The following is a 24,220-nucleotide window of genomic DNA, read 5'->3' on the forward strand; positions in this document are numbered from 1 at the left end:
AACATAACTCATAACAAGGAGGTGCCAACAATGAAACTTCATGAGTTAAAACCTGCAGAAGGTGCTCGTAAAGAACGTAAACGTAAAGGTCGCGGTATCGGATCTGGTAACGGTAAAACTGCTGGTAAAGGTCATAAAGGACAAAACGCTCGTTCAGGCGGTGGCGTTCGTCTTGGATTTGAAGGTGGTCAAACACCATTATTCAGACGTTTACCAAAACGTGGATTTACAAACATCAACCGTAAAGACTATGCTATCGTGAATCTTGATACGTTAAATCGTTTCGAAGACGGTACAGAAGTAACACCTGCTCTATTAATCGAGACAGGTATTGTAAGTAAAGAAAAAGCAGGAATCAAAATTCTTGCAAAAGGAAACATCGAGAAAAAGCTTACTGTTAAAGCTAACAAATTCTCTTCAGCTGCTAAAGAAGCTATCGAAGCTGCTGGCGGTACTGCAGAGGTGATCTGATGTTTCGTACGATCTCCAATTTTATGCGTGTGGGTGAAATAAGAAATAAAATTTTCTTTACCCTGCTAATGCTAATCGTCTATCGCATCGGTACATTTATTCCTGTACCGAATGTGAATGCCGATGTTTTCACAGCGCAGGAAGAGTTAGGCGTCATTGGTTTATTAAATACCTTTGGCGGCGGTGCCTTGCAAAATTTCTCCATCTTAGCGATGGGTATTATGCCGTATATTACGGCATCTATTATTGTTCAGTTGCTTCAAATGGACGTTGTTCCAAAGTTCACTGAATGGTCTAAGCAGGGGGAAGCTGGTCGTCGTAAACTAGCTCAATTCACTCGTTACTTTACCATTATTCTTGGATTCATTCAGGCATTAGGAATGTCTTATGGATTCAATAGTATGTATAGTGGTTTAGTAGAAGACCCTAGCATTGGAACGTATTTGCTTATTGCGACTGTTTTAACCGCGGGTACGGCTTTTCTTTTGTGGTTAGGAGAGCTGATCACGTCTAAAGGTGTAGGTAACGGTATTTCTATCATTATCTTTGCTGGGATTGTTGCTAGTTTTCCTACGACAATTAATCAAATTTATGCTCAGCAGTTTGAAGATGCTGGAGAACAACTTTTCTTACGAATCGTAACCATGGTTCTTATAGCTTTAGCAGTATTAGCAATCATAGTGGCTGTTATTTTTATTCAACAAGCACTACGGAAAATTCCGATCCAATATGCGAAGCGCGCTGCGGCAGGTCGTACACAAATGGGTGGGCAATCTACTCACCTTCCATTAAAAGTGAATGCTGCAGGGGTTATTCCGGTAATCTTTGCGATGGCATTTCTTATTACACCTACAACCATTGTTACATTCTTTAAACAGAATAGTGTAACAGAATGGATTCAAAAGTCATTTAATTATACGGAACCAGTCGGTATGATTATTTATGTGGCTCTTATTATTGCTTTTGCTTATTTCTATGCCTTTATTCAGGTTAATCCGGAACAAATGGCGGATAATTTGAAAAAGCAAGGTGGATATGTACCTGGGATTCGTCCTGGTCAGAATACACAAGATTATTTAACGAGCGTTTTATATCGTTTAACGTTTGTTGGCTCTATATTTTTAGCAGTCATTGCCGTTTTACCGGTATTCTTCATTAAAGTTGCTGATTTACCTCAATCTGCACAGATTGGCGGAACAAGTCTCCTTATCGTGATTGGGGTAGCCCTTGATACGATGAAACAACTTGAAGCACAATTAGTGAAACGCCATTATAAAGGTTTTATAAAGTAATGAGTTTTGGGAACGGATTGTTCCCAATGCCCATTATAGAGTTTGAGGGGGAATACAAATGAATCTAGTATTAATGGGGCTTCCGGGTGCTGGTAAAGGCACTCAAGCTGAAAAGATTGTAGAAAAATATAACATCCCTCATATCTCTACTGGAGATATGTTCCGAACAGCTATCAAAGATGGAACAGAGCTTGGTATGCAAGCAAAATCATTCATGGATCAAGGTGCGCTTGTACCAGATGAAGTTACAATCGGGATTGTCCGTGAAAGATTAAGTAAAGATGATTGTAAGAAAGGTTTCTTGCTTGATGGTTTTCCACGTACTGTGGCTCAAGCTGAAGCATTAGAAAATATTCTTACAGATTTAGATCGTCAAATCAATTTTGTTATTAATATTGACGTGGATAAAGATATTTTGATGGAAAGATTAACAGGTCGTCGCATTTGTAAATCTTGTGGTTCGACATATCACCTTGTTTTTAATCCTCCAGCAAAAGAAGACACATGCGATCGCTGTGGCGGAGAACTTTACCAACGTGCTGACGATAATGCAGAAACAGTTCAAAATCGCTTAGATGTGAATTTGAAACAAACGCAGCCACTCCTTGATTTCTACGGAGAAAAAGGATACTTGCAAAACATTAACGGCCAGCAAGATATTAATAAGGTATTTGAAGATGTTGATGCACTTCTTGAAGGATTAGCCATCTAATTCTACAAATCTTGTGGAATTTGCGAAAAAGTATGCAATTTTTTTCGATAAAAGGTATAATGAATTTCGCGGGCGTCAACACAGTACTTCAAAATATCTAGCTTTTGATTTTTTCAAAATCTACAAAATTATTGAAGAAACTAGAGCGACTCTAAAGGGTTTAAAGAGTCATTATATAGAGGGTTGAAAGAAGCTTGCCAGGCGTGCGTCTTTCAAATATCTCCCATGCTATTCAAACCTATGTCGTGGTGCACTATTTCTCTTGAGTTTAGAGAGTATGGCTCTCACGGAATCGGTCAAGACTTACATGAGGACCCATAGTTAAGTTCCTCATTTCGGTCCACCTAATAAAGGTCCTCAGTTAAAGCCTGGTTTGGTAAACGCTGAATAAGTGAATACTATATGCAGATATGCACTGACTTTAGAGGATGATTGGACTGTAGTAACGGTTGACGGAAAGATGTGTACTCTTTTAGAGTTCACCCATAGAGAAGGGAGAATCACTTTAATGGCGAAAGACGATGTAATTGAAGTAGAAGGCACAGTACAAGAGACTTTGCCAAATGCAATGTTTAAGGTAGAATTAGAAAATGGTCATACTGTTTTAGCTCATGTATCCGGTAAAATTCGTATGCACTTTATTCGTATTTTGCCTGGAGATAAAGTTACGGTTGAGCTTTCCCCGTATGATCTAACTCGCGGCAGAATCACATACCGATTTAAATAAATCTGGTTACGCTCCGATCTGTATAAGGAGGTTAGATAGCAATGAAAGTTAGACCATCAGTCAAACCAATCTGTGAGAAATGTAAAGTTATCCGCAGAAAAGGTAAAGTAATGGTTATTTGCGAAAACCCTAAACATAAACAAAAACAAGGCTAATTAGAAGGAGGTGCACTCAAGCATGGCACGTATTGCTGGAGTAGATATTCCCCGTGACAAACGTATTGTTATCTCATTAACATATATTTATGGTATTGGTAAACAAACTGCGATCAAAGTTCTTGCAGAAGCAGGTGTTTCTGAAGATACTCGCGTTCGTGACTTAACAGAAGACGAATTAAACAAAATTCGTGATATCATTGACAAGTTAAAAGTAGAAGGCGATCTTCGTCGTGAAGTCTCTCTTAACATCAAACGTCTAATGGAAATCGGCGCTTACCGTGGTCTTCGCCACCGTCGTGGTCTTCCTGTTCGTGGACAAAACACTAAAAATAATGCTCGTACGCGTAAAGGACCTCGTCGTACAGTAGCTAACAAGAAAAAATAATTAGAAAAGGAGGTTACTTTTCATGGCACGTAAAACTAATACACGTAAACGTCGTGTGAAAAAGAATATAGAAACTGGTATTGCACATATTCGCTCTACTTTTAACAACACTATCGTTACGATTACTGATTCTCATGGTAACGCTATTTCTTGGTCAAGTGCAGGAGCTTTAGGATTCCGTGGTTCACGTAAATCTACTCCATTCGCTGCACAAATGGCTGCTGAAACAGCTGCTAAAACATCAATCGAACATGGGATGAAAACTCTAGAAGTTACTGTTAAAGGACCTGGTGCTGGACGTGAAGCTGCTATCCGTGCACTTCAAGCTGCTGGTCTAGAAGTAACAGCTATCAAAGACGTAACTCCAGTTCCACATAACGGATGCCGTCCACCAAAACGTCGCCGTGTTTAATCTTTCTGTATAGATTTTGTATTCCTGTCTATAATGGGATATAATACTAGGTTTGCGTTCTTACAGAATTATTAAATTTTCAGTTGTTGCGCACAGCGGGAACGTATACATGGGGAATTTCGGTTATAGTGATTAATCCCACTAGCCGGGGTTTTGACGTTTTGAAGGAGGGTTTATTAATGATCGAAATAGAAAAACCAAAAATCGAAACGGTTGAAATCAACGACGATACCAAATACGGTAAATTCGTCGTAGAGCCACTAGAGCGCGGGTATGGTACAACTTTGGGTAACTCCTTACGTCGTATTCTATTATCCTCACTCCCAGGTGCTGCTGTCACAGCTATACAAATTGATGGAGTTTTGCATGAGTTCTCAACAATTGAAGGCGTCGTAGAAGATGTGACTTCTATCATTCTAAATGTGAAAAAGCTTGCTCTAAAGATTTACTCCGATGAAGAAAAGACGCTTGAAATTGATGTTCAAGGTGAAGGTGTCATTACAGCGGCTGATATTACCCACGATAGTGATGTAGAAATTCTTAACCCGGATTTATATATCGCAACAATCGGTAAAAACGGTCATATGCGTATGCGCCTAACAGCGAAACGTGGTCGTGGTTATACTCCGGCTGTTCAAAATAAGAGAGAAGATCAACCAATTGGTGTAATTCCAATTGATTCAATCTACACTCCTGTTTCCCGTGTTTCTTATCAAGTAGAAAACACACGCGTTGGACAATTATCTAATTTTGATAAACTAACGTTGGATGTTTGGACAGATGGCAGTACAGGACCTCAGGAAGCGATTGCCCTTGGTGCAAAAATTTTAACGGAGCATTTAAATATCTTTGTTGGTTTGACAGACGAAGCACAAAATGCTGAAATCATGGTTGAAAAGGAAGAAGATCAAAAAGAAAAAGTTCTGGAGATGACAATCGAAGAATTAGATCTTTCTGTTCGTTCTTACAACTGTTTAAAACGTGCTGGAATCAATACCGTTCAAGAGCTTGCTCATAAAACGGAAGAAGATATGATGAAGGTTCGTAACTTGGGTCGTAAATCACTTGAAGAAGTGAAAGCGAAACTAGAAGAATTAGGTTTAGGTCTTCGTAAAGACGACTAATATCTATTACATGACATAATATAGAATTTCAACAAAGGAGGGAATCTCTAATGGGTTACAGAAAGTTAGGGCGCACTAGCGCACAACGTAAAGCATTACTTCGTGATTTAGCTACGGATCTTATCATCCATGAGCGCATTGAAACTACAGAAGCACGTGCAAAAGAATTACGTTCTGTTGTAGAAAAAATGATCACTCTTGGTAAACGTGGTGACTTACATGCACGTCGTCAAGCTGCAGCATTTATTCGTAATGAAGTAGCTGATGCTGAAAAAGGACAAGATGCTGTTCAAAAATTATTCGCAGACATCGCTCCACGTTATGAAGAACGCCAAGGTGGCTACACTCGTATCTTAAAAATGGGTCCACGCCGCGGTGACGGTGCACCAGTCGTGGTTATTGAATTAGTTTAATAACTTTCGATGAAAAAGGGCAGGACAGATGATGAATAAACTCACTTGTTCTTTGCCCTTTTTCTTTTTATATATGGAGATTTAAGTTTTTTGATTCATACTTGCGTTTCGTTCCGTAAAGATTATGGGGATGTCTATTTTCTTTACAAGTTGAATGATGCAATGTTGCTTTATATATGAAATACGCATTGAGTGTTACGATGGCTGGTGTACCTGCTTTGCAGGAGCCTTCTCGTCTAGCTCAAGTACCCCTTCCCACTTTAATCAATAAAGTGTATATAAGATTAATCTATTTGTCGAAATAGATTGTAAAACCAAGCTGCTCTTAATTTACCGAAGATCTTTCGGTGGAAGGGGTGCAGCGTTTTTTTATATTCAAAATTAATACTTGTTATTTGCAATTGGGTTGAGCTAAGTGTAGACGTAGTTTGAGGGGAAGGAGGGCCACAATGAGAAAGAAGCTGGTTTCCTTAGAGAATATTAAGTTCAAATATGAGGGACAAAAGAACTTTGCTTTAAATGATGTATCGTTTGATATATATGAAGGCGAATGGTTGGCGATTGTTGGTCATAACGGCTCCGGAAAGTCAACATTAGCAAAATTATTAAATGGCCTTCAATTTGCACAGACTGGGACAATTACAGTGAATGATAAAGTATTAACAGAAGAAACAGTATGGGATGTGCGTCGGCAAATCGGCATGGTGTTTCAAAATCCTGATAATCAGTTTGTAGGTACCACTGTTCAAGATGATGTGGCTTTTGGTTTAGAAAATGTCGGTGTCCCCCAAGAAGTGATGGTGGAGCGTGTACAAAACGCGTTATCGAAGGTGAAAATGAGTAAATTTCTCAATCAAGAGCCGCACCATCTTTCTGGAGGACAGAAGCAAAGAATCGCGATTGCAGGAGTGGTAGCACTGCAGCCCAATATTATTATTTTGGATGAAGCGACTTCGATGCTTGATCCAAGAGGGCGTGAGGAAGTCTTGGAGACAGTAAGGGAATTGATGCAGGAGAAGGCACTTACTGTTATTTCTATTACGCATGATCTAGAGGAAGCTGCGAAAGCGGATCGGATAATTGTCATGAATAAAGGACAATTATATCGAGAAGGAACGCCACGTGATATTTTTAAAATGGAAAAAGAGCTTATTGAGCTAGGTCTCGATATTCCGTTTTCTATTAAACTAAGCAAAGCTTTACAAAAGAATGGTGTAGCGATTGACTATGGGCATTTGACAGAGGAAGAGTTGGTGAAGGATTTATGCGAATTACACTCGAAGATGTAGAATATCGCTATCAGGCGAATACTCCGTTTGAGCATCTTGCTTTGTATGATGTGAATCTTTCTATTGATTCCGGCTCATATACGGCTATTATTGGACATACTGGTTCCGGAAAATCGACGCTTCTTCAGCATTTGAATGCGCTATTAAAGCCTACTAAAGGACGGATTATCATTGGAGATCGAACAATTGAAGCAGGGCGTAAAGAGAAGCAATTACGTTCGATTCGTCAAAAAGTAGGGATTGTGTTTCAATTTCCTGAGCATCAATTGTTTGATGAAACGGTGGAAAAGGATATTTGTTTTGGACCGATGAATTTTGGTGTGTCGGAAGCAGATGCCAAAGTACTTGCCCGGAAGGCTATTCAGCACGTAGGCTTAGCAGAAGATATTTTAGAGAAGTCACCGTTTGATTTATCAGGAGGACAAATGAGACGGGTGGCCATTGCAGGTGTGCTTGCGATGGAACCGGATGTACTCGTTTTAGATGAGCCAACGGCAGGACTAGATCCGCGTGGTCGTAAGGAAATTATGGACATGTTTTATGACTTGCATAAAAAGCGAGGCATTTCGACGATACTTGTAACACATAGTATGGAAGATGCGGCGAAGTATGCTGATGAAATCGTGATTATGCATCAAGGGTCTGTCTTTAAAAAAGGCTCACCGCAAGAAATTTTTTCAGATCCTGTGCAATTGCTTGAATTAGGCCTCGATGTGCCTGATACGGTGCGCTTTCAATTGAAGCTGCAAAAAGAGCTCGGTATTCGTTTTGATAAGCCTTGTTTAAATATTGATGATTTAGCAATTGAAATAGATAAAGCAATGAAAAGAGGGAACCGCTAATGCTGGATAAAATGATTTTCGGGCGTTATGTTCCGGCGAACTCTGTGATGCATAGAATGGACCCTCGTGCAAAGCTCTTGCTCGTTTTCTTTTTTGTATGTATCGTTTTTTTAGCTAATAATCTAGTAACATATAGCCTGCTTGGTTTAGTTACGCTAGGGATTATCTTACTCTCAAAAATTAAGATTCGTTTCTTAATTAGTGGGTTAAAGCCGGTTCTGTTATTAATTATCTTTACGTTCCTAGTTCATATCTTGTTTACAAAAGAAGGCAAAGTACTGTATCAACTGGGGTGGCTGGAAATTTATGAAGGTGGCTTGCGACAAGGGGTATTTATTTCTTTGCGTTTTACATTTTTGATTTTGGTAACGTCTTTATTAACGTTAACGACTACTCCTATTTCAATTACAGATGGAATGGAGGAATTATTAAATCCATTGAAAAAGTGGAAGGTACCTGTTCATGAGTTGGCGTTAATGATGTCCATTGCTCTCCGTTTTATTCCAACTTTGATGGAAGAAACGGATAAAATTATGAAAGCACAAATTGCTAGGGGAGTCGATTTTTCTTCTGGGCCGATTAAGAATCGTATTAAAGCGATTGTTCCCCTGTTAGTACCCTTGTTTGTTAGTGCTTTTAAGCGGGCTGAGGAATTGGCAACAGCGATGGAAGCACGTGGCTATCAAGGCGGAGAAGGGCGAACGAAATATCGACAGCTTCACTGGGGTATGATAGATAGTTTGTGTATGGTCGGGCTTGTCATTTTAACGGGTGTATTAGTTCTATTACGTTCATAAGAGGGAAACATAATGCCAAGATATAAATGTATTATTTCGTATGATGGTACAGCGTTTGCAGGCTATCAGGTGCAGCCGGAAAAACGAACGGTTCAAAGTGAGCTTGAGGCGGCACTTGGGAAAATGCATAAGGGCACGCATGTAAAAGTAACGGCATCAGGAAGAACCGATGCTGGGGTGCACGCCAAGGGGCAGGTTATTCACTTTGACTCTACGAATGCTTTACCTGCTGAAAACTGGCAGAAGGCGCTCAATGCCTTATTACCGCACGATATCGTCGTATTAGCAGTTGAGCAGGTCGCCGATGACTTTCATGCACGATTTAATCCAATCGGCAAGGAATACCGTTATAGGGTTGAACGCAGTCCGCTGCGTGACCCATTTCAACGTCACTATGCGTATCATTATCCATATCCATTGGATTTGGAGGCAATGAGAGAAGCTGCTTCATATCTAGTGGGTACACATGATTTTACGAGTTTTTGTGCCTCGAATACGAGTGTTGTTGATAAAGTTCGAACGATCCATGAGATTGAAGTGAAGGAGCAAGGCGATTCGCTGGTGTTTCGCTTTTTCGGCACGGGATTTTTATATAATATGGTTCGAATTCTTGTTGGAACACTGCTTGAGGTTGGGAGCGGCAAGAAGAAGGCGACTGATTTGCCGCATGTTTTAGCCAAGTGTGACCGCCAGGCTGCTGGGAAGACAGCACCGGGGCATGGGCTATATTTATGGGAAGTATACTATCCCGAAAATTAATTTTTTTTACTAATTTTGATGATTTCTTCTAGAAATGGCTTCACAAAGGGATTTGTTATTCACCAAGACAACTAGCCCTGGTGTAACATTCGCTTGACAAGGCTACTGGAAGAGTTTAATATAATATGGTATGTATTTTAATCCCGCGATAAGCCCCGGAAGTTTATTGTGATGAAGATAAATATTAAAAATTTAACTGTTTTTAGGAGGATAACCATGCGTACGACATTTATGGCGAAAGCTAACGAAGTGGAACGTAAATGGTATGTGATTGATGCTGAAGGTCAAACTTTAGGTCGTCTAGCTGCAGAAGTAGCTTCCATTCTACGTGGTAAACACAAACCAACATTTACACCAAACGTTGATACTGGTGATCATGTAATTCTAATCAATGTAGAAAAAATCCATTTGACTGGTAAAAAATTAACTGACAAAATTTATTACCGTCACAGTATGCACCCAGGCGGTCTTAAAACAAGAACTGCTCTTGAGATGCGTACAAACTACCCAGAGAAAATGCTTGAATTAGCAATCAAAGGTATGCTTCCAAAGAATTCTCTTGGTCGTCAACAATTCAAAAAATTACACGTATACGCTGGTCCAGAGCACAAGCATGCTGCTCAACAACCAGAAGTATATGAATTACGCGGATAATTATTAAGGAGGTTACTATCTTGGCACAAGTTCAATATTATGGTACTGGTCGCCGTAAGAGCTCAGTTGCTCGTGTACGTTTAGTACCAGGCGAAGGTCGCATCGTAATCAACGGTCGTGACATTAATGAATACATCCCATTCGCAGCACTACGTTTAGTTGTTAACCAACCACTAGTTGCTACTGAAACTACTGGAAGCTACGACGTTCTTGTAAACGTTAGTGGTGGAGGATACACTGGTCAAGCTGGCGCAATCCGTCACGGTATCGCTCGTGCATTGCTTCAAGTAGATCCAGAATTCCGTCCAGCTCTTAAATCTGCTGGATTATTAACACGTGACCCACGTATGAAAGAACGTAAAAAATACGGTCTTAAAGGTGCACGTCGTGCTCCTCAGTTCTCAAAACGTTAATTATCAACGTTTCAAAGGCTCTCAACCATTTTGGTTGGGGGTCTTTTTTATTGCTATCATTTATTTCATTCGGGTTATTATTTACGACAATTTTACTCGCATTAAAGAACAATGAAGCCTATAAAACGGCTATAACCTTTATAGAAAGTAATGAAGAAATTGTTGATGAAACAGGTGGCATTGAAGGTTATGGATTTGTCCCTTCAGGAAGCGTACAAATCAGTAATGGTTACGGAGAATCTATATATTCCATTGAAGTAAAGGGTAAAGACAAGGATATTTATGTGGAGATATATTTAACTAAAAAGCCAAGACAGGAATGGATTGTTGAAGAAGTATATTACGAGTAAAATATCAAAGGGAGCAAACACATAATTTGCTCCCTTTTTTAATTTAAGCGGGGTGTTTTACAGGTTTAGAAACTTGTTCACCTAGTCTTTGGACGGGAATACACACTTACAAAAATTCAACTTATGATTTTACGATACGAACCACTTTTTCTTTATCGTTATGTGACCACATTTTGACCACGAAACATATAGAATCGATTGTTATGGCGTTTCCTTTTTATTGTTTAGCGCGGGTTAAAGCCTATTACTACAAGGGTGGTTTTATCTCATGTTTTCCAACCTCAGTTGAGAGATGGAATGTAAGAAGCGATATTATAAGAAGTTGTCGAATGTATGCCATTTTCGGTCTTCCCGACAGCTTTCACAGACATGCAGGCTAACGGACTCCATTGCTATCTCTTCCTTATTCTCGATCTCTTCTTTCGAACCGCATACTTCACACATTTTCATAGCTGCTCCTCCTTATTAAAAAAACGTTAATGAGTGATGTCAAACCCTAAATCCTTAATAGCCTGTTCAAAATCTTGCTGTGAGGCCATCCTCTCGTCATATGTGAAGGTAGCTTGGCTTTTAGACAAATTGATTTCAGCCTTACTTACTCCCCATACTTCCTCGATAGCTTGAAGAACTTTATCTGCATCTTGCTGGTTAGCCATGTTTTGAACCGTCACAATACTGGTTTCCACGATAATCTTCCTTTCTCTATGACTTTTCCTGCTTATTTCGTAAAAGTACTTCACCCATTCCGTCCATAAAATCAAACATCGTTGTCATAGCTACACGTACTTCTGGACTTCCGAGTCTTTTTCTTAATTTCCAAAGACTTTGTTTTTCAGCATCTTGCTCCGGAGTAGAAATATTTTTAACTCCATTACCAAGTCCATCTAGGAGGGTATTTAGCTGCTCTGGTTGCAATGACCCTAAAAAGGAAAAAGCGCTCATTCCGTTTTTGATAACATTGTGCATAGAAGGCTGGTTAATTTGCTGAATAGCGATTGCTCCAATTTCTGTTCTCTGCTCAATCATAGAAGTTACAGCCTCTAAAATTTTTGTTTCATGCAGACCTTTTATAATGTTAATGGTTTGTAAAATGGCTTCTTTATTAGCGGCCAGTTCCTGAATGATTTCAGAAACGGCCTGTGACTGCTCGAGCTCTTGATTGGGTACTTCTTTTTTAATTTGCGTGATTGCTCTCGCCATATTCGTCCCCCCTTAATTGAATGAGTTCTGGGATTGGAGTGAAATCTGAACGTCTCCACTTATCTTCTACTCTGACGCTTAGCTGCGGTACTCTATTTCCAAAGCGATGATTATGTCTTGGCAATGGAGATTCACCTTTTGATTCAATCACTTCCATTTTTACACCCATTTCTTTAAAGGCAGGAGTATGGGTGATTGTATCGTGATAACTGCTTGTCAATCTGTTTACTGCTTCTGTGTCTTCCCTCGTATTCATAGTCAAGTAAAGTTCATTTCCTTTTACTCGATCTGTGACAATCACTCTTACTTGGACTTGCCCATATGGAGAAGTGAGTTCAACTAAAGCCCCATCTTCTAAGTTCCGTTCTTTTGCAAGTTGTAATGAAACCTCTAACCAAGGATGTGGAACCTTATGTGTTAAGCCTTCAGATCGATAGGTCATGTTTCCTTCATGGAAATGTTCTAATAAACGGCCGTTGTTTAAATGCAGGTCAAATTCTTCTCCTGCTACAAATGGCGGTGTCCACTCAACAGGTACTAATCTTGCTTTGCCATCAGGCAGTGCGAAGCGGTTTTTATATAAAAGTGGAGTGCTTGTTCCATCTTTTAATACTGGCCAAACTTGGCTATTCCATTCCTCTAAGCGTTCATAGCTGACACCGGCAAACAATGGGGCAAGGCTTGCTGACTCAGCCATTATTTCGCTAGGGTGTTTATAATTCCAGTTGGCTCCAAGACGGTTGGCTACTTCCTGGAAGATTTCCCAGTCGGGCTTTGAATCACCTAGCGGCTCAAAGACTTTATGAAAACGCTGAATTCTTCGCTCAGTGTTAGTAAACGTCCCGTCTTTTTCAAGACTTGGTGCTGCAGGTAATACTACATCAGCAAACTGAGCTGTTTTGCTAAAGAAAACATCTTGTACAACAAAAAACTCTAATCGTTCAAACGCCGCATTAACATGATTGGAATTTGCATCAACAAGAGACATATCTTCACCGAATAAGTAAAGGGCTTTAAGTTTTCCTTTATCCATTCCTTCTACCATATGATGATTATCCATACCTGGTTCTTCAGGAAGCTTCACACCCCAAGCCTTTTCATAACGCTCTCGTACTTCTTTGTCTTGAACAGGTTCATAACCAGGCATCCAAGCTGGCATCGTTCCAAAATCACATGCTCCTTGTACATTGTTATGTCCTCTTAGTGGATAGGCACCTGTACCAGTACGGCCATAGTTTCCTGTAATCAGGAGTAAATTGGAGATCGCTGTACTTGTATCTGTAGCCCCCTTATGTTGTGTGACACCCATTGCCCATAGAATGCAAGCGGATTTCGCTTCATGAATCATCGTAGCTAGTTTAATTAATTCATCTTCTGTTAATCCTGTTTTTTCTGCGGCGTAAGGTAATGTATATTTTTCAAGACTTGCAACGTATGAATCAAAACCGTTCACTCGGTTTTTCAAAAATTCTTTATCTTCCCAGCCTTGATCAAGAATGTACTTCGTCACTGCAGAAAGCCAAATTAAATCCGTGCTTGGTTTTGGATGAACAAGGAAATCAGCTCGCTGCGCTAATTCATGCTCCCTTAAGTCTACGACAATTAATTTCTGTCCATGCAATTTATGAGCACGTTTAATACGAGTAGCTAACACAGGGTGAGATTCTGCAGGATTGGCCCCAACTACAATAATGAGCTCAGAGGCCATAATATCTTCAATTGTTCCCGAGTCTCCGCCTAAACCAACTGTTCTCATTAATCCAGTCGTGGCCGGAGATTGGCAATATCTTGAGCAATTATCCACGTTATTTGTGCCCATTACTGCCCGGGCAAATTTTTGGAATAAGTAATTTTCCTCGTTAGAACATTTGGAAGACGCAATATATCCAATTGAATCAGGACCGTATGTTTCTTTAATAGTCCCTAGCTTCTCAGCTACTAAATTAAGTGCTTCTTCCCAGGTTGATTCAACAAACTCATCTCCTTTTCTAATAAGAGGCTTTGTGAGGCGTTCTTCGCTATTGACAAAGTCCCAACCCCATTTTCCTTTTACGCAGGTGGAAACACCATTGACTGGGGCTTCAGCATGGGTTTGAATTTTTAAAATTTCACGGTCTTTTGTCCAAACCTCAAAGCTGCAGCCAACACCGCAATAGGTACAAACGGTTTTAGTGCGTTTGATTCTTGCTTTTCTCATAGCAGATTCTACTTCTGATACAGCGAAGATCTCTCTATAGCCTGGCTCTACTTCTTTTGTTAAATCAATCATTGGCGCTAAAATTTTAGGTGGAATATTAGTTAAATAGCCTGCGTTACCCAACATTGATTTTTCCATAAGGGCATTACAAGGACATACACTGACACAATGACCGCATGATACGCAGGAAGATTGGTCAATCGGGACATCATTATCCCAAATGACACGGGGGGCCTCTCTGCTCCAATCAATCGTTAGCGTTTCATTTACTTGTAAATCTTGACAAGCTTCAACACAGCGGCCGCACAAAATACATTGATCTGGCTCATAGCGATAAAATGGATGAGAATTATCTGGAGGATAAGGCTTTGCTTTAAACGGATATTTTTGATGTTCCACTTCCATAAGTTCGACTGTATTATGGATCGTACAATTTCCGTTATTGTTATCACAAACTGTGCAGTATAGTTCATGATTTTTTAAAATGCGATCTATCGCTTCGTGTTGTGCCTCCTGTACTAATGGTGAAAGGCTATCCACTACCATTCCATCTACTGCTTTTGTTGTACAGGAACGAACGAGTTCTCCACCAACATTTACATAACATGTATCACATGTTTGAATGGTCCCCAAGCTTGGGTGATAACAAATGCTTGGTATAAAGACACCTTGTTCTTTAGCTACATCTAAAATAGACTGACCTGGTTTTGCTTTGAATGTTTTTCCATTAATTTCTATTGAGAAAGTTGACTCTTCCAAGTTGTTGCCTCCTTTTTCAGCTATGTATCTACTGTTTAGGTTTTACTTAGCGTTTCATCTTTTAGATCATCGTTATAAGCTATCCAGTAAGCAAGGGATACAAAGATGCTTCCTCCCACAGCATTTCCTAAAAAAACCGGAATAAAGTTTCTTAGAAAGTCCATCCAGCCAAAGTGACCCGCAAATATAGCAGCTGGAATGATAAACATATTGGCTACTACGTGCTGAAACCCAATAGCGACAAATGCCATAATCGGAAACCAAATTGCTAAAATTTTTCCGCTCATTTCTTCCGAACCATAGGATAACCAGACAGCGAGACCCACTAACCAATTACAACCTATTGCTGAATAAAAGGATGTCCAAAATCCTTCGCTTAATTTCCCTTCGGCAAATGCAAGGGTTTTAATGAGAAAAGGTCCTTCGCTTATAAGACCTGCTAAGTGGCCAAAAACGTAAGCGATAAAAACAGCTCCTACAAAATTGCTAATGGTAATCCAAATCCAGTTATAAATGAGCTTACCTACTGATACTTTTCTTGCAATACATGCTATGGAGACGGCCATCATATTGCCTGTTAATAGCTCTCCTCCCGCTAACAGGATTAGAATGAGTCCTAGAGGGAACACGGCCGCACCTAAAAAAGAACCAAATGTTCCCCAGCTTTCCGGAAGAGTAGCTGTTACACGAATATCTAAAAGATATCCTAGTGAAATAAACGCGCCCCCTAAAAATCCTAATATAAGCATATTTTTTAAAGAGAGATTTGCTTTTTTCGTTCCGGCTTCCATAGCTACTTTTGCTATATAGTTCGGTTTTAGAAATCCCATGTCCATACCCCCAATTTGGTTCGTGTATTAATATTTACCATGATGGGAAATTTATTAAAGAATTTAGAGCTTTTTTGTTAAGTTGGAGTAGAAAGGGGGTCTTATTTTGGAAAAGGAAAATCTATATCAGCATGTTCGATCTATGATCGTTTCATCGACGCATCAACCAAAATATATGTCTATTTCCCCTGTGAAAGTGGCCGATTTATTTGGTATTTCTACGGTTGAAGTTGAACATGCATTGCAGGAATTTGTAGAGGAAGGTCGTTTGAAAACTTCAAAACTAGAAGGTCCTCCAAATTGTGACATATATTTATTACCTTAACTAGTAAGGTAGGGGATATAAGGTTTGAGGGAATGTAATCGATGATTGAAGGACTGCCAAATCGGTAGTCCTTTTATGTTGGTGTAATACGTTGATGCTCCATGTTGTTACTAGTTAATAGAAAACAAGGGATGAGGATTTTTGGATAAGAAAGGTATAAAAAATCTTTTAAATGTATGTTCAATAACGGGAATGAAAAAACTACGCTCGTATGACAAATTAATTTATTCACAAAGGAAGTGGGTATTTGGAAAAGTTTGAACAATTTAATAAAAGCTTTATAGATGGAGAATGGACAGAAGGGAAGAACGGTAGAACGGTTGAAGATAGGGATCCATATGATCAATCGCTTATTACAACGTTTAGTTTAGCAAGTTTAGATCAGCTTCATAAAGCGTTTGAAACAGCAAAAGAAGCTCAGAAGGAATGGGGGAAAACAAAGCCTGAAGAAAGACTTGAGATTTTAAAAAAAGCGAGCGATTATTTACGAACGAATCGTGAGGAGGTTGTTGGGATAGTTTCTCGTGAAACGGGTGGAAGCGTTATTAAGGCTAATGTTGAATTTGATTTAAGTCTAGAGTATCTAGAGGCTTCCTTTAACCTTGTGGATAAGGTTTATCAACATCGAGAAGTGCAATCTTCAGTTGAGGCAAAGAAAAATTATGTATATCGGTTACCTCTAGGTGTTATTACATCGATTTCTCCTTTTAACTTTCCAATGAACTTATCGATGCGAACAATTGCGCCTGCTTTGGCTTTAGGAAATACCGTCGTACATAAACCGGATACACAAACAGGTTTATCTGGAGGTTCTATCATTGCACGAGCATTTGAAGCGGCAGGACTTCCCAAAAGCGTATTTCAAGTCATTCAAACGGATTTACAAGAGATTGGGGATGAAATGCTGACAAGTCCTCATTCAGGCTTAATTAGCTTTACGGGTTCCACTCCAGTTGGACAGCATATAGGTGAAATAGCTGGGAAGCTATTAAAGCGGGTTGCTTTAGAACTAGGCGGGAATAATCCTTTTATTGTTCTTTCTGATGCGGATGTGGATCGTGCAGTGGATGCTGCAATATTTGGTAAATTCATTCATCAAGGTCAAATTTGTATGATTATTAATCGAATTATCATTCATAAAGATAAATATGATGAATTTGTTCAAAAATATGTTGAAAGAGTAAAGCAAATTCCTTATGGAGATCCGAAAGATCCTAAAACAATCATTGGTCCTTTAATTAATGAACGTCAAGCAGATAAGGCAATGGAAATCATTGAACAAGCAAAAGCAGAAGGAAACAAATTGGCTTTAGAAGGTCAACGAATGGGCAATCTTCTAACTCCATATGTGTTTGTAGATGTAGACAATAAAAGCAAGCTTGCTCAGACGGAACTATTTGCTCCGATTTCGACGATTATTAAAGCCGAATCAGATGAACGCGCTATCGAGTTAGCCAATGATACAGAATACGGTTTAAGTTCTGCTATCTTTACGAATGACTTAGAAAAAGGAAGAGAACTTGGTTTGAAGGTTGAAAGTGGTATGACTCATATTAATGATCAAACCGTGAACGATAGTCCTTCTGTTCCATTTGGAGGAACAAAGGCAAGTGGAATGGGACGCTTTGGTAATGAGTGGATTGTAGAAGAATTTACTGTAACAAAGTGGATTTCAGTACAAACAGAATATCGAAAATATCCGTTTTAAAAGAAGTGGGCGGTCTTTCACGTTTTGTGGAGGCTCTTTCTTATTAACCTCACTGATAAAAATAGGTGGTACTAGCCTTATAGGTTGAGTACCACCTATTTTTATCTTATAGAATTTAATTATGTTAAAATGTATGAACGTTTCTTATGGGCATTCATACCTTATAGTGGGAAAGGTGATTTAGGTTATCGATTTAGAGTAAATCGTTTGTATTGCGATTGTAATTAAGAGATGTGTTACCATTTCTTTTCGATAAAGAAGGTGGTTAAACGTTGAGCGAGTGGAAACAAGAAGAATTCTTTGATAACCTTCCTCCTCAGTTCGGTGATAAGCTCGACCTGTTTGGTTCAATGATTGTTTCAATGGGGAATTTTATTACAGTTATTGGTATTTTGTTGGGAATAGAAGGAGTAGAAGAAGTAGAAGAAGAGATAGGTGAAGATGGAGAAATATTAAATCCAGGAGCCCAAAGAAGGTCAGCAGCTAATAGTAATTCAACAACTAATAATAAAAAGACTAACGGCAGTTCAGGAACTACTGGCGATTCCGAATCGGAATTAGATTTGGCCTTTGCCTTTGCTTTAATGGGTGCAGTACTTATTACCATTGGAGATCTTGTTTCTGCCGCTGGGGTAGCGATTGAAATAGAACAGGCAATAATTGAAGAAGAACGAGTCAAACAACAGCAAATTGAGCAAGACAAACTGATAAAAAATATGCAAAACGAAATCAATACATTGAAAAGAGAAATGAAATCATTGCTAAGAACGACCAGCGCTCTAGAAAAAGAGGTCGTGTTTTTACAGAGAGCTGTTTATGTCAGTTATTTAAAGTGATTGGGAGAACCGGAATAGATAGAGGATAAAAAAGGAAAGGCTGAGCTTCTTTCTTTTTTATTTTGCCTATTGAAATAGCTATTTGAGTAATGGGGACATGCTGAATCCTTAACGAGAGAGGGCTGGGACGATTTTAGCTGCTTTGCCAACTATTGATAAGCATGTGTCTGAAACGGAAGTAAAAACTATTCTTATCCCCAATCTTGGGGAATGGGGGTGAAATTTATGAATGTAATTATGGATTTACAGGAGTGGCAGAGAGAGAAGCAGATTAAGTATGAGCGGAGAATCCTTCGAGAGCTATCGCTTGAACAGGTCAAAGCGCGTTTTTTACAGTACTTTGATAAAGGCTACATAGATGTGGTGGAGGAAGGGTGTTTAGATATCGCCATAGAAGCCTTTTTACTGGGAGCGCATTATAGCAAATTTGGCTATTATGGAGAGTCTGAAGAAGAGGTAAGGGCACGATGCTTTCAAGAACGGAAATACTTGGTTGATACGCTGTTTCATTTTATTCGATATTGGGGCAAGATTGGCTCAAATGAGAATGTTGAAGAGGGACTCTATTATCGCTGTGAAGGATATGTAGAGGCCTGGTGGAAGGATGGGTTTAAAACGGGGGAAAAGCGTCATAAAATGAAGCTGCATTGAAGCTAGAATTTGTTCTAATTCCGTAGTTCGTCCCATATTTTTAATGTATAGGGGCAAACGGAAGGAGAGCAAATGACAAGGAAGCTAAAGTATGGAGGATTTGCGTTAGGTATAGTCATTCTTTTTCTAATTGTGACAGTGAAGTTTGTGGAAGATGATTCATGGAATGCTTGGAATTTACCCTTATCTGGGAAGGTTGTCGTGTTAGATGCAGGTCATGGCGGGATGGATGGGGGAGCGAATATAGGCAATGTAATGGAAAAAGATATTGCCCTAAGCGTAACGTTAAAACTACGAGATTATTTGCAAGAACAAGGTGCATTAGTCATTCTGACAAGGGACGATGACTCGGATTTAGCAGCGAAAGACACGAAAGGGATTTATCTTCGTAAAAGTGAGGATTTACGCAAGCGAGTCGAGCTCATTAATGAATCGGAAGCGGACTTATTTCTCAGTATTCATTTAAATGCTTTCCCTTCAAAAAGCTCGAAAGGGGCACAGACTTTTTACACTACGCGTTATGAAGAAAATGAGCAGTTGGCAAAATTCATTCAAGCAGAAATTATTCGGAACTTGGAGAACACATCCCGTTATGCCAAAACGATTAATCGAGTCTATTTAATGGACTACGCTAAGAAGCCAGGAGCACTTGTTGAGATTGGCTTTTTGTCAAATGCTGAAGAGAGGGAACGCTTAGTGAAAGTTGAGTACCAAGAGCAAATTGCCGCTTCGATTTATAAAGGAGTGCTACGTTATTTAACCGAGGAAAAGATTACGGAAAAAGGAGAGCCTTGAGATGCGAAAGGCTCTTTTTTTCGTTCTGAGTTTTGGTAATTAAGTATTTATTCTGTTGTGTGTTATACTACTATTGGTAAAAGAAAACAACTTGAGAAGGGGTGCTCGAACTTGTTAACAGAAGAGAAAGTACTGGATATATTAAAGGGGTTAAATGATCCTTTTCTTCATAAAAGCTTAGTAGAAACAAATGGTGTATTAGAAATTAAAATAAAGCCTGAAAAAAATCACGTAAGTGTGAAGTTGGCTATTGCGAAAACAGGTACATCTGAGCAAATGCAATTACAAATGCAAGTAGTTGAGCTATTGAAAGAGGCTGGAGCAGCATCCGTAGGTATTCGATTCACTGAACTTCCTGAAGAAGAGTTAGCGAAACATCGTGAAAGCATGCCGGAAGAAGACCTTGGTTTATTATCTCCAAATAGTAAGACGAAATTTATTGCCATTGCGAGCGGAAAAGGCGGCGTTGGTAAATCAACTATTTCGGTAAACTTTGCGACAGCGCTAGCGCGTTTAGGGAAAAAAGTGGGGTTAGTCGATGCAGATATTTATGGGTTTAGTGTACCGGATATGATGGGTATTACAAAACGACCAGTTGTACGTGGGGAAAAAATTATTCCTGTGGAACGTTTTGGTGTACAAGTTATCTCCATGGGCTTCTTTGTAGAAGATAATGCTCCAATTATTTGGAGAGGACCGATGCTTGGAAAAATGCTAAATAGCTTCTTCCAAGAAGTAGAGTGGGATGATTTAGATTATTTAGTATTAGATTTACCACCAGGTACAGGGGACGTTGCTTTAGATGTTCATACGATGCTCCCAGCTTGTAAAGAAATTATTGTTACAACTCCACATCCAACAGCTGCATTTGTTGCAGCACGTGCAGGGGCTATGGCGATTAAAACGGAACATGACGTAATCGGTGTTATTGAAAACATGTCGTTCTTTGAAAGTAAAGTAACAGGAGAGAAAGAGTATGTGTTTGGAAAAGGCGGCGGAGAGAAGCTAGCAGAAGAGCTTCGTACAGAAGTGCTAGGCCAGTTACCTCTACAACAGCCTGATTGGAATGAAGAAGATTTTGCTCCATCGATTTATGCAGCGGATCATCGGATTGGAAAGATTTTTGAAGATATCGCGAAAAAGGTTATTAATAAATTACAATAAATAAAGAAGAATTTTTAAATCACAATTAGACTGTTAAATTATATTGATGGTGTTTTCAAAAATAATAAAAAGGCTGTCCTAATAGTCAGTAAATGACTTATAGGACAAGCCTTTTTTATTTTGATTCTTCGTCGCCACCGCCCTCATCTTCTTTTTTCTGCTTCTCAACGGCTTTTGTAGCAGCTTTTTGAATAGCCTCTTCGATTTGAGCTTTTACGAGCGGGCTTTCCGTCGTTTCAATAATGAGCTCTTTATAAATTTTCCGCATCTCATTTTGTTTGAGAATATTGGTGATTTCCTTTTGGATATCAGGTTCCTTCATTGTATCGGTTAACAAGGTGCGGTAGGCTGGATCTTTGGCAAGTTCTTTTAAGACTTTTTTATGTTCAGATCGTAAAGCTTTGGCATAAGCTTTTGTAAATTCATTATCTTCAAATGCCTTCTTCCAAAACTCTTTTCCTTTATCGGAAGTGAGGGTACTTTCAATCGCCTTTTTTACGGTGTCATCATTCATAATAATTTCATTTTTCATGCTTTCGTCTTTGAGTACTTCCTGTAACGCCTTTTTTCCGTCATCCGTTTTTAAAATATCGACAACCATTTTCTTCGTTTCTTCATAGTCGACTTTTTCATTCGTACCTTCTTGATTACAGCCTGTACAAATGATGAAAAGCGAAATCAACAAAAAAGCGACTCCATTTTTCATCGGCAGTGCCCCTTTCAGTTTTCTTACTTTTAATATGATTAAATCAATCAATTTTATGCACAGTCGCCATTATATTAGATTTTCAGAAAACGAATTGATACAATTAAATAGAATAAATAGTAAAATTTGGAGGTGTGTTATGAACAGTCGTAATGTAGTTCACTTATTTATGACAACGTTGCTTGTTGGCGGCGTTACAGGTGCACTTGCGGGATTTATTGTTCGATGGAATGAATTTCAAAGCTATTTTACTTCTTTTCAAATAGTCTCCATTTTTTCGACCTTTATCTGGTTATTTGGGGTCGGTTTAATTTTTAGTGTCATTAGTCAAGCTGGTTTCTTTGCTTATCTGACAATTCATCGATTTGGTCTTGGGATCTTTAAAAGTGTTTCCTTATGGAATGCAGTGCAGATTTTATTACTTCTCTTTGTATTAGGGGATTTTATTTATTTGCGCTATACGAATTTTGAATCGGGTGAAGGGTTAGCTCCATACATATTATTAGCCCTATTTTTATTAGGAGCGGGCTTAATCGTTGCCTATTTCAAAATGAAACAAACGAATAAACAGACCTTTATTCCAGCCTTATTCTTTATGGTTGTCGCAACGATTATTGAATGGACACCCGTTTTGAAGGGGAATGATGAGGCTTGGCTTTACTTTATGCTCTTTCCTTTATTATTTTGCAATGCGTATCAATTATTGATTTTAAATAAACTAATTAATCGTTCACAGCAGGAGCTGGCTAGTAAGCGAAACGTGGTAAAAGTAGATGGAAAAATGAAAAATGTAGTAAAGGGTCAAAGTTAGCAGCAAACTTTGACCCTTTATTTGACGTGTATTAACGGGAGGAGAATGTTCACTTCATGAGTCTCACGTCATTGAATTTCCTCACTTTGAGCGGAAGAGTTAGAGATCATTTCAGATACCGTGACAAAGGCTAAATTGCGCTGGCGAAGCTCATCCAAAAGTATAGGAAGGGCTTTGTTCGTCTGTTTTGCAGCATCAGAAGCATGAAGAAGAATAATATCTCCTTTATGTGCTTTGCTCGTGACATTTTTCACGATTTGGTCAACTCCAGGATTTGTCCAGTCTTTTGAGTCTACGCTCCAATGGACAACCGTTAACCCGAATCGCTCACTAATTTTTAATAGGCGTTTATCAAAATGACCAGTAGGTGCACGAAGCAGCTCGATATTTTTGACATTCATTTTTGTAAATATCTCTTGTGCTTTAGAAATATCACGTATAATTTCTTCGTCCTCTAAGTCGGAATAATCCTTATAATTGTAACCAAGCAATCCGATTTCATATCCTTCCTTTACAATTTGGGCTACTAAGTCTGGATGACGTTCTGCCCATGAACCCGAGAGAAAAAAAGTAGCAGATTGAATATTTTCTTTTTTTAGTGTTTCAAGAATGGGTCCCGCCTTTTCATCTCCCCAACCGATATTAAAGGTAATTGCAATATTTTTTTCCCCTTTATATACTGCTTTTGGTCCATCTTCAGTAGAAAATACCGGAGTATGCAAACTGTTTTGTAAAAAGAGAAATAAAGCTGAACATAAGGCCATAACTAGAATAAAAGAATATTGTTTGAGGTTCTTTGCATTTAATACAACAAAAAATTTCAATTGATATCACCTCGTCCCAAGCTCTTACTTCCAAGCATATTCGTTGTTTCAAGAGATATGCACAAATTATCTTGCAGCTGAATTATAAAATCCTGATAAATAGGATAAGATGCTTTGATAAAGGTGAGGTGAGGGTATGATTGGGTTAATGATAAATGAGATAGAACAAAAAGAATTAGAATATGTCATTAAAAGAGAGCTTGATGAAATTTTATTTGATTTACAAGATGACAGACTCGATCATTTAGTGAGGCGGGCGATGAATGAGCGATATAAAATTCTATTTAATTTATTTAAGCGATTTGCTTCAGAACATGAATGTCTGATATATACGAGAAGTACCTTGATAAATAAAAAGAAAGGGAATAATAAAGAAACATAATTTTTTTGAAAGAAACCATTGACGAATTATTTTCAGGCTGGTATATTATAAAAGTCGCTGTTACAGCAAAGTACTTTTTAAGAAAAAATTAAAAAGATGTTGACACAGGCGATTGATTCTGATAAGGTGATAAAGTCGCCAAAAACGACTTGGTTGCTCTTTGAAAACTGAACAAAACAAAGCGCCAACGTTAATTTTTAAAGTGAGCACACACTATAAAAAGTGCAACATGAG

The 24,220-nt window shown here is 38.8% G+C and carries 31 protein-coding genes and 1 pseudogene; 25 read left to right on the forward strand and 7 right to left on the reverse strand.

Translation table 11 applies throughout. The features are described from left to right. The first annotated feature begins 30 nt into the window (after window positions 1–30). The 17 genes and pseudogenes from rplO to D1953_RS16320 all read left to right on the forward strand — a co-directional run bounded on the left by rplO (window position 31) and on the right by D1953_RS16320 (window position 10,798). Entirely contained in the window at window positions 31–471 is a 441-nt protein-coding gene (rplO, locus tag D1953_RS16240) for a 50S ribosomal protein L15 (RefSeq protein WP_119118226.1), read from the forward strand. Beyond that, window positions 471–1,763 carry a preprotein translocase subunit SecY gene (secY, locus tag D1953_RS16245; protein ID WP_119118227.1) on the forward strand — a complete coding sequence of 431 codons (1,293 nt, stop codon included), beginning with the start codon at window positions 471–473 and terminating at the stop codon, window positions 1,761–1,763. The genes rplO and secY overlap by 1 nt, the downstream gene beginning before the upstream one ends. A gap of 58 nt (window positions 1,764–1,821) precedes the next feature. Then, the gene (locus D1953_RS16250; RefSeq protein ID WP_119118228.1) at window positions 1,822–2,475 is read left to right on the forward strand and encodes an adenylate kinase; all 654 of its coding nucleotides are present in this window, start codon (window positions 1,822–1,824) and stop codon (window positions 2,473–2,475) included. A gap of 162 nt (window positions 2,476–2,637) precedes the next feature. Then, window positions 2,638–2,959 (forward strand): annotated as a pseudogene (locus tag D1953_RS21755) (M24 family metallopeptidase); the annotation flags it as partial. Between the two features lie 24 nt (window positions 2,960–2,983). Further along, window positions 2,984–3,202 (forward strand): translation initiation factor IF-1, encoded by a 219-nt coding sequence (infA, locus tag D1953_RS16260; protein ID WP_028390440.1) that lies wholly within the window; start codon window positions 2,984–2,986, stop codon window positions 3,200–3,202. A 41-nt stretch (window positions 3,203–3,243) separates the two neighbouring features. Further along, entirely contained in the window at window positions 3,244–3,357 is a 114-nt protein-coding gene (gene rpmJ / locus D1953_RS16265) for a 50S ribosomal protein L36 (protein ID WP_003156543.1), read from the forward strand. A gap of 22 nt (window positions 3,358–3,379) precedes the next feature. Beyond that, the gene (gene rpsM / locus D1953_RS16270) at window positions 3,380–3,745 is read left to right on the forward strand and encodes a 30S ribosomal protein S13 (protein WP_119118229.1); all 366 of its coding nucleotides are present in this window, start codon (window positions 3,380–3,382) and stop codon (window positions 3,743–3,745) included. Between the two features lie 22 nt (window positions 3,746–3,767). Then, window positions 3,768–4,157 (forward strand): 30S ribosomal protein S11, encoded by a 390-nt coding sequence (gene rpsK, locus D1953_RS16275; RefSeq protein ID WP_028390438.1) that lies wholly within the window; start codon window positions 3,768–3,770, stop codon window positions 4,155–4,157. A gap of 179 nt (window positions 4,158–4,336) precedes the next feature. Further along, window positions 4,337–5,281 carry a DNA-directed RNA polymerase subunit alpha gene (locus D1953_RS16280; protein ID WP_119118230.1) on the forward strand — a complete coding sequence of 315 codons (945 nt, stop codon included), beginning with the start codon at window positions 4,337–4,339 and terminating at the stop codon, window positions 5,279–5,281. Window positions 5,282–5,331: 50 nt separating this feature from the next. Further along, window positions 5,332–5,694: a 50S ribosomal protein L17 gene (gene rplQ / locus D1953_RS16285; protein ID WP_119118231.1), complete on the forward strand. Its 363-nt coding sequence runs from the start codon at window positions 5,332–5,334 to the stop codon at window positions 5,692–5,694. Window positions 5,695–6,143: 449 nt separating this feature from the next. Continuing rightward, entirely contained in the window at window positions 6,144–6,983 is an 840-nt protein-coding gene (locus tag D1953_RS16290; RefSeq protein ID WP_119118232.1) for an energy-coupling factor ABC transporter ATP-binding protein, read from the forward strand. Beyond that, entirely contained in the window at window positions 6,959–7,825 is an 867-nt protein-coding gene (locus D1953_RS16295; RefSeq protein WP_119118233.1) for an energy-coupling factor ABC transporter ATP-binding protein, read from the forward strand. Before D1953_RS16290 ends, D1953_RS16295 begins: the two co-directional genes overlap by 25 nt. After that, a complete protein-coding gene (locus D1953_RS16300) occupies window positions 7,825–8,622 on the forward strand; it encodes an energy-coupling factor transporter transmembrane component T family protein (protein WP_119118234.1) in 798 nt (265 codons plus the stop codon). The genes D1953_RS16295 and D1953_RS16300 overlap by 1 nt, the downstream gene beginning before the upstream one ends. A gap of 12 nt (window positions 8,623–8,634) precedes the next feature. Next, window positions 8,635–9,381: a tRNA pseudouridine(38-40) synthase TruA gene (truA, locus tag D1953_RS16305; protein ID WP_119118235.1), complete on the forward strand. Its 747-nt coding sequence runs from the start codon at window positions 8,635–8,637 to the stop codon at window positions 9,379–9,381. A gap of 216 nt (window positions 9,382–9,597) precedes the next feature. Then, window positions 9,598–10,035: a 50S ribosomal protein L13 gene (rplM, locus tag D1953_RS16310; protein WP_119118236.1), complete on the forward strand. Its 438-nt coding sequence runs from the start codon at window positions 9,598–9,600 to the stop codon at window positions 10,033–10,035. 20 nt (window positions 10,036–10,055) lie between these two features. Continuing rightward, a complete protein-coding gene (gene rpsI, locus D1953_RS16315; protein ID WP_119118237.1) occupies window positions 10,056–10,448 on the forward strand; it encodes a 30S ribosomal protein S9 in 393 nt (130 codons plus the stop codon). 50 nt (window positions 10,449–10,498) lie between these two features. After that, complete coding sequence (locus tag D1953_RS16320) at window positions 10,499–10,798, forward strand: hypothetical protein (RefSeq protein WP_119118238.1); 300 nt, start codon at window positions 10,499–10,501, stop codon at window positions 10,796–10,798. A gap of 312 nt (window positions 10,799–11,110) precedes the next feature. Here D1953_RS16320 and D1953_RS21405 read toward each other — a convergent pair whose 3' ends face one another. The 5 genes from D1953_RS21405 to D1953_RS16340 are packed head-to-tail and all read right to left on the reverse strand — an operon-like array spanning window position 11,111 to window position 15,784. Then, window positions 11,111–11,248, reverse strand: coding sequence for a hypothetical protein (locus tag D1953_RS21405; protein WP_182480651.1), 138 nt, complete (start codon window positions 11,246–11,248; stop codon window positions 11,111–11,113). A 26-nt stretch (window positions 11,249–11,274) separates the two neighbouring features. Beyond that, on the reverse strand, window positions 11,275–11,484 hold the full coding sequence (locus tag D1953_RS16325; protein WP_119118239.1) for a heavy-metal-associated domain-containing protein: 210 nt from the start codon (window positions 11,482–11,484) through the stop codon (window positions 11,275–11,277). 16 nt (window positions 11,485–11,500) lie between these two features. Beyond that, window positions 11,501–11,998: a helical membrane plugin domain-containing protein gene (locus D1953_RS16330; RefSeq protein WP_119118240.1), complete on the reverse strand. Its 498-nt coding sequence runs from the start codon at window positions 11,996–11,998 to the stop codon at window positions 11,501–11,503. Beyond that, complete coding sequence (gene fdhF, locus D1953_RS16335) at window positions 11,973–14,954, reverse strand: formate dehydrogenase subunit alpha (protein WP_119118241.1); 2,982 nt, start codon at window positions 14,952–14,954, stop codon at window positions 11,973–11,975. Before fdhF ends, D1953_RS16330 begins: the two co-directional genes overlap by 26 nt. Window positions 14,955–14,989: 35 nt before the next feature. Further along, window positions 14,990–15,784: a formate/nitrite transporter family protein gene (locus D1953_RS16340; protein WP_119118242.1), complete on the reverse strand. Its 795-nt coding sequence runs from the start codon at window positions 15,782–15,784 to the stop codon at window positions 14,990–14,992. A gap of 106 nt (window positions 15,785–15,890) precedes the next feature. Between D1953_RS16340 and D1953_RS16345 the strand changes: the two genes are divergently transcribed. The 6 genes from D1953_RS16345 to D1953_RS16370 all read left to right on the forward strand — a co-directional run bounded on the left by D1953_RS16345 (window position 15,891) and on the right by D1953_RS16370 (window position 21,263). Then, window positions 15,891–16,109 carry a PCI domain-containing protein gene (locus tag D1953_RS16345; protein ID WP_119118243.1) on the forward strand — a complete coding sequence of 73 codons (219 nt, stop codon included), beginning with the start codon at window positions 15,891–15,893 and terminating at the stop codon, window positions 16,107–16,109. Between the two features lie 247 nt (window positions 16,110–16,356). Then, complete coding sequence (locus D1953_RS16350) at window positions 16,357–17,817, forward strand: aldehyde dehydrogenase family protein (protein WP_119118244.1); 1,461 nt, start codon at window positions 16,357–16,359, stop codon at window positions 17,815–17,817. Window positions 17,818–18,089: 272 nt separating this feature from the next. Then, on the forward strand, window positions 18,090–18,653 hold the full coding sequence (locus D1953_RS16355) for a hypothetical protein (protein ID WP_119118245.1): 564 nt from the start codon (window positions 18,090–18,092) through the stop codon (window positions 18,651–18,653). Between the two features lie 225 nt (window positions 18,654–18,878). Continuing rightward, window positions 18,879–19,304, forward strand: coding sequence for a DUF2521 family protein (locus D1953_RS16360; RefSeq protein ID WP_119118246.1), 426 nt, complete (start codon window positions 18,879–18,881; stop codon window positions 19,302–19,304). Between the two features lie 72 nt (window positions 19,305–19,376). Then, on the forward strand, window positions 19,377–20,099 hold the full coding sequence (gene cwlD / locus D1953_RS16365) for an N-acetylmuramoyl-L-alanine amidase CwlD (protein WP_119118247.1): 723 nt from the start codon (window positions 19,377–19,379) through the stop codon (window positions 20,097–20,099). Window positions 20,100–20,210: 111 nt separating this feature from the next. Continuing rightward, complete coding sequence (locus D1953_RS16370; RefSeq protein ID WP_119118248.1) at window positions 20,211–21,263, forward strand: Mrp/NBP35 family ATP-binding protein; 1,053 nt, start codon at window positions 20,211–20,213, stop codon at window positions 21,261–21,263. A gap of 115 nt (window positions 21,264–21,378) precedes the next feature. On the opposite strand, the gene gerD is transcribed toward D1953_RS16370, so the two are convergent. Next, window positions 21,379–21,969, reverse strand: coding sequence for a spore germination lipoprotein GerD (gene gerD / locus D1953_RS16375; RefSeq protein WP_119118249.1), 591 nt, complete (start codon window positions 21,967–21,969; stop codon window positions 21,379–21,381). A gap of 139 nt (window positions 21,970–22,108) precedes the next feature. Between gerD and D1953_RS16380 the strand changes: the two genes are divergently transcribed. After that, a complete protein-coding gene (locus D1953_RS16380; RefSeq protein WP_119118250.1) occupies window positions 22,109–22,780 on the forward strand; it encodes a KinB-signaling pathway activation protein in 672 nt (223 codons plus the stop codon). Between the two features lie 68 nt (window positions 22,781–22,848). On the opposite strand, the gene pdaB is transcribed toward D1953_RS16380, so the two are convergent. Then, the gene (gene pdaB, locus D1953_RS16385; RefSeq protein ID WP_119118251.1) at window positions 22,849–23,604 is read right to left on the reverse strand and encodes a polysaccharide deacetylase family sporulation protein PdaB; all 756 of its coding nucleotides are present in this window, start codon (window positions 23,602–23,604) and stop codon (window positions 22,849–22,851) included. Window positions 23,605–23,740: 136 nt separating this feature from the next. Here pdaB and D1953_RS16390 point away from each other — a divergent pair, with 136 nt between their 5' ends. Next, window positions 23,741–23,986 carry a hypothetical protein gene (locus D1953_RS16390; RefSeq protein WP_119118252.1) on the forward strand — a complete coding sequence of 82 codons (246 nt, stop codon included), beginning with the start codon at window positions 23,741–23,743 and terminating at the stop codon, window positions 23,984–23,986. Window positions 23,987–24,220: the final 234 nt, after the last annotated feature.

It is taken from the genome of Peribacillus asahii (assembly GCF_003570725.1).
GTDB classification, from domain to species: domain Bacteria; phylum Bacillota; class Bacilli; order Bacillales; family DSM-1321; genus Peribacillus; species Peribacillus asahii.

What these genes read in the sequence shown, in the direction of transcription:
- rplO (WP_119118226.1), top strand. Translation starts at nt 31, where the DNA reads ATGAAACTTCATGAGTTAAAACCTGCAGAAGGTGCTCGTAAAGAACGT.
- secY (WP_119118227.1), top strand. Translation starts at nt 471, where the DNA reads ATGTTTCGTACGATCTCCAATTTTATGCGTGTGGGTGAAATAAGAAAT.
- D1953_RS16250 (WP_119118228.1), top strand. Translation starts at nt 1,822, where the DNA reads ATGAATCTAGTATTAATGGGGCTTCCGGGTGCTGGTAAAGGCACTCAA.
- infA (WP_028390440.1), top strand. Translation starts at nt 2,984, where the DNA reads ATGGCGAAAGACGATGTAATTGAAGTAGAAGGCACAGTACAAGAGACT.
- rpmJ (WP_003156543.1), top strand. Translation starts at nt 3,244, where the DNA reads ATGAAAGTTAGACCATCAGTCAAACCAATCTGTGAGAAATGTAAAGTT.
- rpsM (WP_119118229.1), top strand. Translation starts at nt 3,380, where the DNA reads ATGGCACGTATTGCTGGAGTAGATATTCCCCGTGACAAACGTATTGTT.
- rpsK (WP_028390438.1), top strand. Translation starts at nt 3,768, where the DNA reads ATGGCACGTAAAACTAATACACGTAAACGTCGTGTGAAAAAGAATATA.
- D1953_RS16280 (WP_119118230.1), top strand. Translation starts at nt 4,337, where the DNA reads ATGATCGAAATAGAAAAACCAAAAATCGAAACGGTTGAAATCAACGAC.
- rplQ (WP_119118231.1), top strand. Translation starts at nt 5,332, where the DNA reads ATGGGTTACAGAAAGTTAGGGCGCACTAGCGCACAACGTAAAGCATTA.
- D1953_RS16290 (WP_119118232.1), top strand. Translation starts at nt 6,144, where the DNA reads ATGAGAAAGAAGCTGGTTTCCTTAGAGAATATTAAGTTCAAATATGAG.
- D1953_RS16295 (WP_119118233.1), top strand. Translation starts at nt 6,959, where the DNA reads ATGCGAATTACACTCGAAGATGTAGAATATCGCTATCAGGCGAATACT.
- D1953_RS16300 (WP_119118234.1), top strand. Translation starts at nt 7,825, where the DNA reads ATGCTGGATAAAATGATTTTCGGGCGTTATGTTCCGGCGAACTCTGTG.
- truA (WP_119118235.1), top strand. Translation starts at nt 8,635, where the DNA reads ATGCCAAGATATAAATGTATTATTTCGTATGATGGTACAGCGTTTGCA.
- rplM (WP_119118236.1), top strand. Translation starts at nt 9,598, where the DNA reads ATGCGTACGACATTTATGGCGAAAGCTAACGAAGTGGAACGTAAATGG.
- D1953_RS21405 (WP_182480651.1), bottom strand. Translation starts at nt 11,248, where the DNA reads ATGAAAATGTGTGAAGTATGCGGTTCGAAAGAAGAGATCGAGAATAAG.
- D1953_RS16330 (WP_119118240.1), bottom strand. Translation starts at nt 11,998, where the DNA reads ATGGCGAGAGCAATCACGCAAATTAAAAAAGAAGTACCCAATCAAGAG.
- D1953_RS16340 (WP_119118242.1), bottom strand. Translation starts at nt 15,784, where the DNA reads ATGGGATTTCTAAAACCGAACTATATAGCAAAAGTAGCTATGGAAGCC.
- D1953_RS16360 (WP_119118246.1), top strand. Translation starts at nt 18,879, where the DNA reads ATGAATGTAATTATGGATTTACAGGAGTGGCAGAGAGAGAAGCAGATT.
- cwlD (WP_119118247.1), top strand. Translation starts at nt 19,377, where the DNA reads ATGACAAGGAAGCTAAAGTATGGAGGATTTGCGTTAGGTATAGTCATT.
- gerD (WP_119118249.1), bottom strand. Translation starts at nt 21,969, where the DNA reads ATGAAAAATGGAGTCGCTTTTTTGTTGATTTCGCTTTTCATCATTTGT.
- D1953_RS16380 (WP_119118250.1), top strand. Translation starts at nt 22,109, where the DNA reads ATGAACAGTCGTAATGTAGTTCACTTATTTATGACAACGTTGCTTGTT.
- D1953_RS16390 (WP_119118252.1), top strand. Translation starts at nt 23,741, where the DNA reads ATGATTGGGTTAATGATAAATGAGATAGAACAAAAAGAATTAGAATAT.